General features: G+C 71.4%; 16 protein-coding genes and 1 pseudogene. 8 read left to right on the top strand and 9 right to left on the bottom strand.

The genetic code is table 11. The annotated features are described in order from the left end of the window. Nucleotides 1-14: 14 nt before the first annotated feature. From FIV44_RS24930 to FIV44_RS24910, 5 genes are read left to right on the top strand one after another with little or no spacing between them, the layout of a single operon-like run. Nucleotides 15-440: a YciI family protein gene (locus tag FIV44_RS24930; RefSeq protein ID WP_141006800.1), complete on the top strand. Its 426-nt coding sequence runs from the start codon at nt 15-17 to the stop codon at nt 438-440. Continuing rightward, complete coding sequence (locus FIV44_RS24925; RefSeq protein WP_219996160.1) at nt 437-1,711, top strand: RNA polymerase sigma factor; 1,275 nt, start codon at nt 437-439, stop codon at nt 1,709-1,711. Before FIV44_RS24930 ends, FIV44_RS24925 begins: the two co-directional genes overlap by 4 nt. A 10-nt stretch (nt 1,712-1,721) precedes the next feature. Beyond that, nucleotides 1,722-2,525: a tryptophan 2,3-dioxygenase gene (locus tag FIV44_RS24920; RefSeq protein WP_219996159.1), complete on the top strand. Its 804-nt coding sequence runs from the start codon at nt 1,722-1,724 to the stop codon at nt 2,523-2,525. 47 nt (nt 2,526-2,572) lie between these two features. Beyond that, the gene (locus tag FIV44_RS24915) at nt 2,573-3,055 is read left to right on the top strand and encodes a GNAT family N-acetyltransferase (RefSeq protein ID WP_246086606.1); all 483 of its coding nucleotides are present in this window, start codon (nt 2,573-2,575) and stop codon (nt 3,053-3,055) included. 5 nt (nt 3,056-3,060) lie between these two features. Continuing rightward, nucleotides 3,061-3,636, top strand: a complete 576-nt coding sequence (locus tag FIV44_RS24910; protein ID WP_141006799.1) for a TetR/AcrR family transcriptional regulator — start codon at nt 3,061-3,063, stop codon at nt 3,634-3,636. Here FIV44_RS24910 and FIV44_RS24905 read toward each other — a convergent pair. The 8 genes and pseudogenes from FIV44_RS24905 to rpsB form a co-directional block, all read right to left on the bottom strand. Beyond that, nucleotides 3,633-4,514: a phosphatidate cytidylyltransferase gene (locus FIV44_RS24905; protein ID WP_141006798.1), complete on the bottom strand. Its 882-nt coding sequence runs from the start codon at nt 4,512-4,514 to the stop codon at nt 3,633-3,635. The two genes, FIV44_RS24910 and FIV44_RS24905, sit on opposite strands and share 4 nt — an antisense overlap. Nucleotides 4,515-4,528: 14 nt before the next feature. After that, the gene (frr, locus tag FIV44_RS24900) at nt 4,529-5,083 is read right to left on the bottom strand and encodes a ribosome recycling factor (protein WP_219996558.1); all 555 of its coding nucleotides are present in this window, start codon (nt 5,081-5,083) and stop codon (nt 4,529-4,531) included. 54 nt (nt 5,084-5,137) lie between these two features. Beyond that, nucleotides 5,138-5,851, bottom strand: a complete 714-nt coding sequence (gene pyrH, locus FIV44_RS24895) for a UMP kinase (protein WP_141006796.1) — start codon at nt 5,849-5,851, stop codon at nt 5,138-5,140. 59 nt (nt 5,852-5,910) lie between these two features. After that, nucleotides 5,911-6,225, bottom strand: coding sequence for a hypothetical protein (locus FIV44_RS24890; protein ID WP_141006795.1), 315 nt, complete (start codon nt 6,223-6,225; stop codon nt 5,911-5,913). Then, entirely contained in the window at nt 6,222-7,478 is a 1,257-nt protein-coding gene (locus FIV44_RS24885) for a TFIIB-type zinc ribbon-containing protein (protein ID WP_141006794.1), read from the bottom strand. The genes FIV44_RS24890 and FIV44_RS24885 overlap by 4 nt, the downstream gene beginning before the upstream one ends. A gap of 14 nt (nt 7,479-7,492) precedes the next feature. Continuing rightward, the gene (locus FIV44_RS24880) at nt 7,493-8,716 is read right to left on the bottom strand and encodes an SHOCT domain-containing protein (protein ID WP_141006793.1); all 1,224 of its coding nucleotides are present in this window, start codon (nt 8,714-8,716) and stop codon (nt 7,493-7,495) included. Between the two features lie 180 nt (nt 8,717-8,896). Further along, nucleotides 8,897-9,705: pseudogene (gene tsf, locus FIV44_RS24875) on the bottom strand (translation elongation factor Ts). Between the two features lie 41 nt (nt 9,706-9,746). Further along, complete coding sequence (gene rpsB, locus FIV44_RS24870; protein ID WP_141006792.1) at nt 9,747-10,694, bottom strand: 30S ribosomal protein S2; 948 nt, start codon at nt 10,692-10,694, stop codon at nt 9,747-9,749. 309 nt (nt 10,695-11,003) lie between these two features. Between rpsB and FIV44_RS24865 the strand changes: the two genes are divergently transcribed. From FIV44_RS24865 to FIV44_RS24855, 3 genes are read left to right on the top strand one after another with little or no spacing between them, the layout of a single operon-like run. Continuing rightward, the gene (locus tag FIV44_RS24865) at nt 11,004-11,561 is read left to right on the top strand and encodes a M23 family metallopeptidase (protein ID WP_141006791.1); all 558 of its coding nucleotides are present in this window, start codon (nt 11,004-11,006) and stop codon (nt 11,559-11,561) included. 17 nt (nt 11,562-11,578) lie between these two features. Next, a complete protein-coding gene (locus tag FIV44_RS24860; protein WP_181410812.1) occupies nt 11,579-11,839 on the top strand; it encodes a type II toxin-antitoxin system Phd/YefM family antitoxin in 261 nt (86 codons plus the stop codon). Beyond that, the gene (locus tag FIV44_RS24855) at nt 11,836-12,225 is read left to right on the top strand and encodes a type II toxin-antitoxin system VapC family toxin (protein ID WP_141006789.1); all 390 of its coding nucleotides are present in this window, start codon (nt 11,836-11,838) and stop codon (nt 12,223-12,225) included. Before FIV44_RS24860 ends, FIV44_RS24855 begins: the two co-directional genes overlap by 4 nt. 11 nt (nt 12,226-12,236) lie before the next feature. Here FIV44_RS24855 and FIV44_RS24850 read toward each other — a convergent pair whose 3' ends face one another. Next, nucleotides 12,237-13,166: a tyrosine recombinase XerC gene (locus FIV44_RS24850; RefSeq protein ID WP_141008053.1), complete on the bottom strand. Its 930-nt coding sequence runs from the start codon at nt 13,164-13,166 to the stop codon at nt 12,237-12,239. Nucleotides 13,167-13,170 lie beyond the last annotated feature (4 nt).

The following is a 13,170-nucleotide window of genomic DNA, read 5'->3' as shown; positions in this document are numbered from 1 at the left end:
CCCAGGAGAGCACCATGAAGTACATGCTGATCATGCGGTCCACCGACGAGGCCGAGGCGGCCTTCGGCGAGGACTTCGACTTCGAGGAGATCATGGAGTCGATGGGCCGGTTCAACGACGAGATGGTCCAGGCGGGCGTCCTGGTCGCCGCCGAGGGCCTCGACCCCGACCCGGCGACCGGCGTGGTCGTCGACTACTCCAGCCAGCCGCCGGTCGTCACCGACGGCCCGTACGGCGAGACCAAGGAGCTCTTCGGCGGCTACTGGATCGTCGACGTCGCCTCCCTCGAGGAGGCCACCGCGTGGGCCAAGCGGGCCCCGCTCGCCGGGCCCGGCATGAAGGCCGAGATCCGGCGGGTGACCTCGATCGACGAGTTCCCCCAGGACAACGAGTGGATCCGCAAGGAGCGCGCCTGGCGCGAGTCGACCGGCCAGCTGTGACCGAGCCGGGCGCGGGTGCCGAGGGCCGGCGCGCCGTCGAGGCCGTGTGGCGGATCGAGTCCGCCCGGATCGTCGGGGCGCTGGCCCGGTACGCCGGCGACTTCTCCCTCGCCGAGGACCTCGCCCAGGAGGCGTTCGCCGAGGCGCTCGTCGCGTGGCCGCGCGACGGCGTCCCGGCGAACCCGGCTGGCTGGCTGCTGACCGTGGGTCGGCGCCGCGCCATCGACGGCTTCCGGCGCCGGGCCGCGCTCGACGAGCGGTACGCCGTGCTCGCCCGCGACCTCGAGGAGCGCACCACCGCGGACGACGACGGCGACCTCGACCTGCTGGCCGACCCCGGCCACATCGACGACGACCTGCTCGCCCTGGTCTTCATCGCCTGCCACCCGACCCTGTCCGCCGAGTCCCAGGTCGCGCTGACCCTGCGCACCGTGGGCGGCCTGACCAGCGACGAGATCGCGCGGGCGTTCCTCGTGCCGACCGCGACCGTGCAGGCGCGGATCACCCGGGCGAAGAAGACGCTGGCGGCGGCGCGGGTCCCCTTCGCCGTACCTCCTCCCGAGGAGTGGCGCGACCGGCTCCGCGCAGTGCTCGGCGTCGTCTACGTGATCTTCACGGAGGGCTCGTCGGCGACCTCGGGCGACGCCTGGATCCGCGCCGACCTGGCCCGCGAGGCGATCCGGATGGCCCGGGTGCTGGCCCGGCTGGTGCCCGACGAGCCCGAGGTCCACGGCCTGCTCGCCCTGCTCGAGCTGACCGCCGCCCGCTTCCCCGCCCGGACCACGCCCACCGGCGAGCCGGTGCTGCTCGAGGACCAGGACCGCCGGCGCTGGGACCGTACGGCGATCCGCCGCGGGCTGGCCGCCCTCGACCGTGCCGAGCGGGTGGGCCGGGGCCTGGGCGGCTACGGCCTGCAGGCCGCGATCGCCGCCTGCCACGCCCGGGCGACGTCGGTGGCGGCCACCGACTGGGACCGGATCGTGCTGCTCTACGAGGCGCTCGGCCGGGTCGCGCCGTCCCCGGTCGTCGAGCTCAACCGCGCCGTCGCGGTCTCCATGGCCTCCGGACCGGCCGCCGCACTGCCCGTCGTGGACGAGCTCTCCGCTCAGGGCGCCTTCGCCGGCTCCCACCTGCTGCCCGGTGTGCGCGGAGAGCTGCTGCGCCGGCTGGGCCGCGCCGAGGACGCCCGCGCCGAGCTCGAGCTGGCCCTGGGCCTGTGCGGCAACGAGCCCGAGCGCGCCGTACTGGCACGCAAGCTGGCGGACCTGTGACAGTAGGCCGGTGACCGAGCAGACCCCGGGGCAGCACCCCTCCCTGACCTACAGCAGCTATCTCGCCCTCGACGACGTCCTCGCCGCGCAGCACCCCCGCTCGGACGAGCACGACGAGCTGCTGTTCATCGTGATCCACCAGGTCTACGAGCTGTGGTTCAAGCAGATGCTGCACGAGCTGGCCGGGCTCCAGCAGCGGCTCGAGGCCGGCGACACCCCGCGCGCGCTGCACACCCTCGGCCGCGTGCTCACGATCCTCAAGGTCAACGTCGCGCAGGTCGACGTCCTCGAGACGATGACGCCGCGCCAGTTCACCAGCTTCCGCGGCCGCCTCGACGCCTCCAGCGGCTTCCAGTCCGCGCAGTTCCGCGAGCTCGAGGCCACCCTGGGCCGCCGCGACCCCCGCGTCTTCGAGCACTACCCCGAGGGCAGCACCGGCCGCGAGCGGATCGCCGCGGCCATGTCCCGCCCGTCGATCTTCGACTCCTTCCTGCGCTATCTCCTCACCCAGGGGTACGACGTCCCGCCGGCCGCGCTCGACCGCGACCTGACCGCACCCTGGGAGCCCTCCCCCGACGTCCAGCGCCTGCTGCTGGCGGCGTACGCCGACGACGGCGGCGCCGCCCAGGTCGCCGAGCGCCTGGTCGACCTCGACGAGGGCCTGCAGGAGTGGCGCTACCGGCACGTGAAGATGGTCGAGCGCACCATCGGCGCCAAGCCCGGCACCGGCGGCTCCTCCGGCGCCACCTACCTGTGGAGCACCGTCACCCGCTCTCTGTTCCCGGACCTGTGGGCGATCCGCAGCGAGATGTGACCTGCTAGCCTCACTGAAACACTCGTTTCAGTGAGGAAGTGATCCCCGTGCCCGATGCGATCGTCCGGCCCCTGGGCCGGCCCGGCGACCTCGGTTGGATGGCGCTGGCCCACGGCGAGGTGTACGCCGCCGAGTACGGCTGGGACGACAGCTTCGAAGCCCTGGTCGCCACCATCGTCGGCGAGCTCGGCACTCGCCGCGACCCGCGGGAGGCCGGGTGGATCGCCGAGCTGGACGGGCAGCGCGTCGGCTGCGTCCTGTGCGTGCGCGACGACGACCGCACCGCCCGGCTGCGCATCCTGCTCGTCAACCCCGTCGCCCGCGGTCACGCGCTCGGCACCCGCCTGGTCGACGCCTGCGTGGCTTTCGCCCGCGAGGCCGGCTACGAGCGGATGGTGCTGTGGACCAACGATGTGCTGGCCGCCGCCCGGCGCATCTACCAGGCGGCGGGCTTCACGCTGGTCGAGGAACAGCCGCACCACAGCTTCGGCCACGACCTGGTCGGCCAGACCTGGGCGCTGGAGCTCTGAGCCCGATGGGATCCGACGCCACTCCCTCGGCCCGGCAGCGGGAGCTGCTGGACGCCGCCTACGCGTACGTCCTCGTCCACGGCCTGTCCGACCTCTCCCTGCGGCCGCTGGCGGCGGCGATCGGGTCCAGTCCGCGGGTGCTGATCTTCCTGTACGGCAGCAAGGACGGGCTGGTCCGGGCGCTGCTGGAGCGCGCCCGCGCCGACGAGCTGACGCTGCTCGACGCCCTCGGCGAGCCGGGTGGATCGGCCGCGCCGATCGGGCTCGGCCCCGCCGTCGAGCGCACCTGGACCTGGCTGGCCGCCGCCGAGCACCGCGGACTGCTCCGGCTCTGGGCCGAGGCGTACGCGCGCTCGCTGACCGAGACCGACGGGCCCTGGGCGGGCTTCGCGCGCGGCACGGTCGCCGACTGGCTCGCCGTGCTCGCCGGCTGCCAGTCCCCCGCCGAGCGCGACACCGACGCCGGGCTCGTACGTCGCACGCTCGCGCTGGCCGTGCTCCGCGGCGCGCTGCTCGACCTGCTGGCCACCGGCGACGAGGACCGAGCGGGTGGCGCGGTGGCGGCGTACCTGGCGGGCTAGAACACTCCGTAGTGCAGCAGCAGCCAGATCGGCGCGATCGTGGCGAGCAGCGAGTCGAGGCGGTCCATCAGGCCGCCGTGACCGGGGATGACCTGGCTCATGTCCTTGATGCCGAGGTCGCGCTTCATGACCGACTCGCACAGGTCGCCCAGGGTGGCCATGACGACCGCGATCAGGCCGAGCGCGACGCCGATCCACCAGTCGCCGTCGAGCAGCCAGACGACCAGGGCCACGCCGGCGCCGACGGTGGCCAGGGTCGAGCCGGCGAAGCCCTCCCAGGACTTCTTGGGCGAGATGACCGGCGCCATCGGGTGCTTGCCGAAGAGCACCCCGGCGACGTATCCGCCGATGTCGGAGGCGATCGTCACCAGGATGAAGGTGATGATGCCCTTCACACCGGGGTCGTCGAGGCCGCCGCCGCCGCGGCCGCCCTCGGCGAGCATGAGCGCGACGAACGAGCCCAGGAAGGGGACGTAGACGAGCGCGAAGACCGACGCGGTGGCGTTCTTGACGTAGCCGTCCACGCCTCGGCGCAGCAGCCAGAGCATGATCACCAGCGCGCTCACGGCGGTCGCGGTCACCAGGGCGGCCGAGCCCCAGAGGTAGGCGACGACGACCATCACGACGCCGCCGATCATCAGCGGCTGCTCCGGCAGGTCGATGTCCTTGGCGAGCAGGCCCTTGCGCAGCTCCCAGACCGCGACGACCACCGCGGCCGCGACGATCAGCATGAACGCCGGCTTCCAGAACAGCAGCGACGCCGCGATCGCGCTCAGCAGCACGACCGCGGACCCCACCGCCGCCTTCAGGTCCCGGCCGGCGCGGCCGTGGTCCTTGGGCGGGGCAGGGCCGTTCGACGCCGATGTCGAGCTCATCATGGATGCGTCGAGGGTCAGACCTCGAGCAGCTCCGCTTCCTTGTTCTTGAGCAGCTCGTCGATCGACTCGGTGTGCTTCTTGGTCAGGCCGTCGAGACGCTTCTCGGCGCCGGTGACGTCGTCCTTGCCGACCTCGCCGTCCTTCTCGAGCCGCTCCAGGCCCTGCTTGGCCTTCTGGCGCACCTGGCGCACGGCGACCTTGCCGCCCTCGGCCTTCTCCTTGGCGAGCTTGATGAACTCCTTGCGCCGCTCCTCGGTGAGCTCCGGGAACACGCAGCGCAGCTGCTTGCCGTCGCTGGAGGGGTTCACGCCCAGGTCGGAGTCGCGGATCGCCTTCTCGACGTTGCTGAGCGCGCCGACGTCGTACGGCGACACGATGATGATCCGCGCCTCGGGAGCCGTGAACGACGCGAGCTGCTGGAGCGGCGTGGGCGTGCCGTAGTAGTCGACGAGGATCTTGCTGAACATGCTGGGGTGCGCCCGCCCGGCTCGGATCGCCGCGAACTCCTCGCGGGTCGCGTCGACCGACTTGCCCATCTTCTGGTCGGCCTCGTCGAGGATGTCGTTGATCACCGGTTCTCCTTCGTCTGGTGCTGGTCGGGCCTGCGCTGACCGGGCGAGACCTCAGCCCGCGCTGACCCGCGTGCCGATCTTCTCACCCTGCACGACACGCAGGATGTTGCCCTCGGGCTCCATGCCGAAGACGATCATCGGCAGCTTGTTCTCACCGCACAGGGCGAACGCCGTCTGGTCCATGATCCGCAGGCCCTGGGCGATGGCGTCGTCGTAGGTGAGCTCGTCGTACTTGATGGCGTCGGGGTCGACATTGGGATCGGCGCTGTAGACGCCGTCGACGCCGTTCTTGGCGACCAGGACGACGTCGCACTTGCTCTCCAGCGCCCGCTGGACCGCGACCGTGTCGGTCGAGAAGTACGGCAGGCCCATGCCGGCGCCGAAGATGACCACACGGCCCTTCTCCATGTGCCGGATCGCGCGCCGCGGGATGTAGGGCTCGGCGACCTGGCCCATCGTGATCGCGGTCTGCACCCGGGTCTCCACGCCCTGCTTCTCCAGGAAGTCCTGCAGCGCGAGGCAGTTCATGACGATGCCGAGCATGCCCATGTAGTCGGCCCGGACCCGGTCCATGCCGCGCTGCTGGAGCTCGGCGCCGCGGAAGAAGTTGCCGCCTCCGGTGACCACCGCGATCTGGACGCCGGCGTCGGCGACGGCCTTGACCTCCCGGGCGAGCGCCTGCACGACGTCGGGGTCGACCCCGACCTTGCCACCGCCGAACACCTCACCCGAGAGCTTCAGGAGGACTCGCTTGTAGCCGGCCACCAGGGTCCTTCCAGTCGTTCGTAAGGGGCGGACCCGAGGTTACCGTGTCGGCGACCCGCTCAACGAACCCGCTGCACGCGCTTGCGGTAGTCCCCGCCGTTGTCGCCCTTGATGCCCGAGTCGCGGGTCCGGGAGATGTGGTCGACGCGGTCCTCGCCGCCCTGCACCGGCTGTGCCTCGATGATCGTGTCGCGCTCGAACTCGTGGGACTTGTCGGTGTTGCGGTAGTAGCGGTAGATCGCCCAGTACGTCGCCGCGCCGCCCGCCGGGCCGATGGCGAGCAGCCACAGCACGCCGCCGCCGTCGTCGTCGCTCGCGGCCCGCACGACGCCGGACGCGACGTGGACCAGGGCCTGGATGATCTCGATCGTCATGCGCTCGCCACCAGGATCGCGCCGGCGATGCCCTCGAGGAAGGTGCCGACCGTGAAGGCCGCGAGCAGGAGCTTCGGCTGCGACACGGGGATGCTGCCCATCGTCTCTCCCGTCCGGGCGTTGACCGCGATGTAGTGGAGGAGCCCGTTGCTCTCCTGGCGGTAGGAGTAGAGCCACACCGGGAGGTACATCGACACCCAGCGGGAGCCGCCGATCTCGATCTTCTCCTGCTCCCAGCGCACGCCCCGGTCGAACCGGCCCAGGGACCCGCGCACCTGCGACCTGCCGATCGAGAGCCCCTGGTCCTCCAGCACCGGCGTGAGCGCCTCCACGTTGAGGTCGCGCTTCTCGCTGGTGAAGCCCACGAGGTAGCTCGCGTTCCACTTGACGGCGTTCTTCGTGTCGAACGGCAGGATCGTGTTGATGATGTTGTTGGTGTTCTTGGTCCCGAAGTCGGCCCGCTCGGACGAGGCCTCGACGGTGAGGTCGTCGACCGTGAACGCGACCTGCCGCTGCACCTGGTAGACGTCGGCGGCGTAGTAGGTGACCTGCTTGTCGCCCTGCTTCTCGGTCCAGCGCCGGGTCTGGACCTCGCCCTTCCCCCAGTACTGGGTCTCGGCGCGCGCGTCGATGACCAGGTAGGGCAGGTAGACGCCGAGGACGTTCTCCGGCACGAACTCCCTCTTGAACCGCTTGTGGGCGAAGAGGCGCCGCTTGGAGGCGAACGCGCGGATCTTCTCGACCGCCTCCTCCTTGGTCAGCCGGAAGGGCAGCACCGCGTCGGGCACCGCGCCGTTGGGGATCTGCTGGTTGACGTTGAGGGTGTGCCGGCACCAGTGACACCGCGCGTTGAGCGCGTGCGCCGTGTCGACCACGACCTCGGCACCGCACGCCTCGCACTTGAAGGTGACCTGGTCGGCCGCATCGGCCGCGATGTCCTCGGCGCCGCTGGCGATGACGGTGCCCTCGAGCTGGTCGATGCCCTCACCGAGGCCGAACTCCTCCTCGACCCGCGCCTCCTGCCACTCGTTGCGGCAGAAGAGGCAGACCAGCATGCCGGTGGAGCCGCGCAGCCGTACGTCGGTCGAGCCGCACTTCGGGCACCGGTTGAGACCGTCCTTCAGCGACTCGTTGACCGTCTCGATGCTCGGCCCCGGCTCGGGCTCCGCCCGAGCCGCCGCGAGCTCCTCCTCCAGCGACAGCGGCGGCCCGTCGAAGGTGGGCTGCTGGGGCTCGACGGGATCCTGCGTCATGTCGGCCTCCAGGCTCAGAGCCCGAGGGCCTTCGCCTTGGCGGCGTCGTAGTCGTCCTGGGTGATCAGGCCGGCGTCGAGCATCTCCTTCGCGCGCTTGAGGACCGCCATCGGGTCGTCCGCGGCCGGGGCGGCCGGGGCAGCAGCGGCGGGAGCCTCGGGCGCGGGCGCGGGAGGAGCGGCCTGGGCCGGGGCTGCGGGGGCCTGGGCCGGGGGCACCGGCTGCTGCAGGCCGCCGAGGCCCATGCCGCCGGTGGCCATGCCCATCCCGATCACGCCGCCCGGGCCGGCGTTCTCGCCGGCGGCCTCGATGCCGGCCGCGACCGACGCCTGCAGGTTGGAGTTGCCGCGGGCGCCCGACAGCGCGTCGGCGCGCTGGACGTTCTTGAGCAGCTCGCGGGTGTTGGCGTCGTACTCGATCGAGATGATCGCCGTCTTGACGATCTCGAGGCCGCGGTCGGTCTTCCACTGGTAGTTCTGCTCGACCGCCGCCGACAGCGACTGGGCGAAGCCGATCGAGTCCTGCTGCAGGCGGGCGATCCGGTTCCCCTTGGCGGGGTCGTTGGTGTACATCGAGAACGCCGGCGCCAGCGAGCCGACCACCTCGTTGAAGAGCTGCTCGCCCGCGGGGTTGTCGATGTCGGTGAAGTCGAAGCTCGCGCGGCCGCTGATGATCTGGGCCGGCACGAAGTTGCGGACGAAGGTCAGCGGGTCGGTGATCTTCAGCGTGTAGGTGCCGCGGGTGATCGCGCCGACCTGGGTGTTGAGGAAGGCGTCGTCCCAGTAGATCTCCGACTGGGTGCCGAACTTGTTGTTGGGCAGCTCCTTGAGCGTCACGAAGATCGCGTTCTGCTGCGCGGAGGGGCGCCCGCCGAACTTGAACCGCTCCCAGCTCTGCTTGATCACGGAGTCGACGAGGCCGCCGCCGGAGAACACCGACTGCGAGGCCGGCTCGTCGGAGTTCCAGATGTAGGCGCCGGGCTCGGCGGCGAAGCCGGTGAACGCGCCGTCCTCGAGCAGGATCAGCCCGTAGCCCTCGGGTACGACGATCTTCGAGCCGTTGGTGATCACGCCCTCGGAGCCGCGGGTGTTGCTGCCGCGGCCGGCGTTCTGCCCCTTGGGCACGGCGGGGAAGACCGCCACGGTCGAGGTGATCCCGTCCGGGACGCCGTAGAAGTCGAGCCACTGGTCACCGAGGGTGCCGCCGATCGCGCCGATCGCAGCCTGAATGAGTCCCACCTGACGATCTCCTTCACCGAAATGTTGCGCGCCGCGCGAGCGCGTGGCACCACCGACACATGTCCGAGGGCCGGGGTCCTCAAACTACACCGTGGGCCCGCACCGGATCGATGAAAGAAAAAGGCCGACGACCGGCCCGACTCGTCGTCGGACCGGCCGTCGGCACGGGGCCGTGGAGCCTCAGGCGCCGACCTCGAAGCGGGCGAACCGCTTGACGGTCGTGTTGGCGGCGTCGAGGACGGCCTTGACCGTCTTCTTCGACTCCGACACCGACTCCTGCTCGAGCAGCACGAGCTCCTTGAAGAAGCCGCCCAGGCGACCCTCGACGATCTTGGCGATGGCAGCCTCGGGCTTGCCCTCCTCGATCGTCTTCTTGGTCAGGACGTCCTTCTCCGCGGCGACGATGTCCGCGGGACCTCGTCCCGGGTGAGGTACTGCGCCTTGAGGGCGGCCACCTGCATGGCGGCGCCCCGCGCGGCGGTCTCGTCGCCGTCGTACTCGACGATGACGCCGACGGCCGGCGGGAGGTCGGCCGCACGCTTGTGCAGGTAGACCGCGACCGGGCCGTCGAAGTAGGCGACATTGCCGAGCTCGATCTTCTCGCCGATGGTGATGGCGAGGCTCTCGACGACCTGGCCGACGGTGCTGTCGCCCAGCGGCAGCGCCTTGGCGGACTCGGTGTCGGTCGCCTTGCCCGCGTCGACCGCCTCGGCGATCTGCTGGGCGGCCTTGATGAAGTCGTCGTTCTTCGCGACGAAGTCGGTCTCGGACTTCAGCTCGACGAGCGCGCCGCCGGCGTTGGCCACCAGGCCGGCCGAGGTCTCGCGCTCGGCGCCGCGGGCGGCCGCCTTGGCGGCACCCTTCACGCGGAGCAGCTCGACGGCCTTGTCGAAGTCGCCGTCGGTCTCGTCGAGCGCCTTCTTGCAGTCCATCATGCCGGCGCTGGTCAGCTCGCGGAGCTTCTTGACGTCAGCAGCAGTGAATGCCATGGATCCTCGTTCGCTATCTCGCAGGGGTGGAGGTGGAGTGCTCAGGCCTCGGCCGGAGCGTCGGCCGCGGGGGCCTCCTCGGCCGGGGTCGCCTCAGCCTCGGCGGGGGTCTCCGCGGCCGGGGTCTCCTCGACGGCGGGGGCCTCGGCCTCCGGAGCGGCCTCGGCGGCCGGAGCGGCCTCGGCGGCCGGGGTCTCCTCGGCGGCCGGAGCGACAGCGGCGGCGTCACCCTCGAGGAGCTCGCGCTCCCACTCGGCGAGCGGCTCCTCGGCGGCCGGGCTCGACGACGTACCGGCGCCCGAGCGGGCCATGAGGCCGTCGGCCGCGGCGTCCGCGATGACGCGGGTCAGCAGGCCCACGGCGCGGATGGCGTCGTCGTTGCCCGGGATCGGGAAGTCGACGTCGTCGGGGTCGCAGTTGGAGTCGAGGATGGCGATGATCGGGATGCGCAGCTTGCGCGCCTCCTCGACCGCCAGGTGCTCCTTGTTGGTGTCGACGATCCAGACCGCCGACGGGACCCGGGACATCTCGCGGATGCCGCCGAGGGTCTTGTCGAGCTTGTCGCGCTCCCGCTTCATCTGCAGGAGCTCCTTCTTCGTGCGACCGGAGCCCGCCACGTCCTCGAAGTCGATCTCGTCGAGCTCCTTGAGGCGGTTGATCCGCTGGTGCACGGTCGAGAAGTTGGTGAGCATGCCGCCCAGCCAGCGCTGGTTGACGTAGGGCATGCCGACGCGGGTCGCCTGCTCGGCGATCGCCTCCTGGGCCTGCTTCTTGGTGCCGACGAACATGATCGTCCCGCCCTTGGCCACGGTCTCCTTGACGAAGGCGTAGCTGCGGTCGATGTAGGCCAGCGACTGCTGCAGGTCGATGATGTAGATGCCGTTGCGGTCGGTGAGGATGAACCGCTTCATCTTCGGGTTCCAGCGACGGGTCTGGTGTCCGAAGTGGACGCCGCTCTCGAGGAGCTGGCGCATGGTCACGACAGCCATGATTTCTCCTGTTTTCGTTTGTCTCGGTTGGGGCCTGTCGTCTGCACGCGATCCGACCGCCCGACGCGAGGTCGTGCGGACCGAGGATCGACGCCCACGGGCGATCGGGGCCGGAGAGGCTCCGTCGTGGTCTGCGGACGAGCGAATTCCGGTCCAGGGCGGACCGGTGCCTCCCAGGGTACGGCGTCCGGCGCTCGTCGTACCAATCCGTGACGTCGGCTCTCCACAGGCCGCCTTCTCCCCAGGTCTCCTCCCCAGCCCGGACCGGACCCGGGGCCCTCCCGCGCAGCCCCGGTGGATGCTGCCCGGATGGTCCACCTCGCCGCCCTCCTCGCCCTCGTCGCCGTCCTCCTCCCCGCCCCCGCGGGAGCCGAGGACCCCGTGGGCGTGTGGCCGCTCCAGCCCACGCCCGCGGTGGTGCGCCACTTCGACCCACCGGACTCCCCCTACGGCGCCGGGCACCGCGGCGTCGACCTCGCGGGCCGCCCGGGTCAGCCGGTGCGGACCGCGCTCCCGGGCCAGGTCGTGTTCGTCGGCCGGATCGCCGGACGGGGCGTCGTGGTCGTCGGTCACGGCGCCACCCGCACCACCTACGAGCCCGTCGCCGCCTCGGTGTCCCCCGGAGCCGAGCTGGCCGGCGGTGCGGTCGTCGGAGCGCTCGAGCTGGCCGGGTCGCACTGCTTCCCCCGCGCCTGCCTGCACTGGGGATGGATCGCCGGCGAGACCTACCTCGACCCGCTGCGCCTGGTCGGCGCCGGCCCGGTGCGGCTGCTGCCTCTGTGGCGCGAGCAGCCCGTGTCGCGGCCGGTGAGCGCCGAGCTGCGGATTGCTACGATTGCTACGCTGGTGGGACGGTGGTTCCGATGAGCGTGAGGAGCAGGCTGGTGGAACGGATCCCGCACCGCGAGCTGCGCAACAACAGCGCCGAGATCCTGCGCCGGGTCGCGGCGGGCGAGTCGTTCGAGATCACCAACCACGGCGAGGTGGTGGCAGTGCTCAATCCTGCAGCGAGACAGAAGTTCCGGCTCAAGGTGGCGAAGCCGGCCACCCGACCTCCACGCTTCTCTCTCGACGAGTTGAAGCCCGCGCCCGGGGGCCGACCGATGCAGGAGATCCTCGATGAACTGCGGGAGGATCGCCTGTGAAGGCGTATGTCGACTCCTCCGCCTTCGTGAAGCTACTGGTCGGCGAGCCGGAGAGTCCTGCGCTCATTCGCTACTTGGACCAGCAGCCCGACGACTTCCAGCTGGTCTCCTCGCTGCTGTTGGAGACGGAGGTCAGGCGCGCCGCACGCGCCAATCTCCTCGATCAGGCGGCTGTCACCGCGAAACTCACTTCGGTCACGCTCCTGGACGCCGAGCACCCGATCTTCACATCGGCGGGGCTGCTGTCCCCAGCAGAACTGCGCAGTCTCGATGCACTCCACCTGGCAACCGCGCTCGACGAGGGTGTGGATGTCCTCATCGCCTACGATCGCCGGCTGCTCGACGCCGCCACTGTGCACGGCATCACGACGACTTCACCCGTCTGACCCGCCGGCGGTCACGCCCGCGGATGGGCCTGCTGGTAGGCCCGCCGCAGCCGGTCGGTGGTGACGTGGGTGTAGCGCTGGGTGGTCGCGAGCGACGCGTGGCCGAGCAGCTCCTGGACGGACCTCAGATCGGCCCCGCCCTCGAGCAGATGGGTCGCGGCCGTGTGCCGGAGTCCGTGGGGGCCGAGGTCGGGTGCGCCGGGTACGTCGGCGAGCCGGCGGTGCACGAGGCTACGAACCGCCCGCTGGTCGATCCGCCCGCCCCGGGCGCCGAGGAACAGGGCGGGGCCCGAGCCCGCGCGGGCCAGATCCGGTCGCCCTCCGGCCAGCCAGCGGTCGAGCGCGGCGGCGGCCGGCTGCCCGAACGGGACGGTGCGCTCCTTGCGCCCCTTGCCGAACACCCGCACGACGTTGCGGTCGCGGTCGAGGTCGTCGACGTCGAGACCGCACAGCTCCCCGACCCGCATGCCGGTCGCGTACAACAGCTCGAGCATGGCGGCGTCCCGCAGCCCGAGGGCGCTGCCGTCGTCGGCGAGCGCGGCCGCGGCGTCGACCAGTCGGGCGGCCTCGTCGACCCGGAGCACGTCGGGCAGCGTGCGGTGGGGGCGCGGGGAGCCGAGGGCCGAGCCGACGTCGTTCGGGGTCCGGCCGGTGCGGGCCAGCCACGCGGTGAACACCCGCGCCGCGGTGGCGCGCCGGGCGAGCGTCGTCCGGGACAGGCCCAGGGTCTGCTGCTTCGCCAGCCAGCTGCGCAGGCTGCGCAGGTCCAGCTCGGTGATCTCCGCGAGTCCCAGGCGGCCGGCGTGCTCGAGGAGGCCGGTGATGTCGCCGAGATAGGCCCGCACGCTGTGGGGGGCGAGGTCCCGCTCCGCCACGAGGTGGCGTTCGTACTCGCCGAGCAGGCGCGCGAACGCCTCCGGCAGCAGGTCCTCGCGCTCCACGGTG

The organism is Nocardioides humi, from assembly GCF_006494775.1.
Taxonomy (GTDB): Bacteria; Actinomycetota; Actinomycetes; order Propionibacteriales; family Nocardioidaceae; genus Nocardioides; species Nocardioides humi.
The sequence above is the reverse complement of the archived record's forward strand: the minus strand, read 5'-3'. Positions and strand labels throughout refer to the sequence as shown.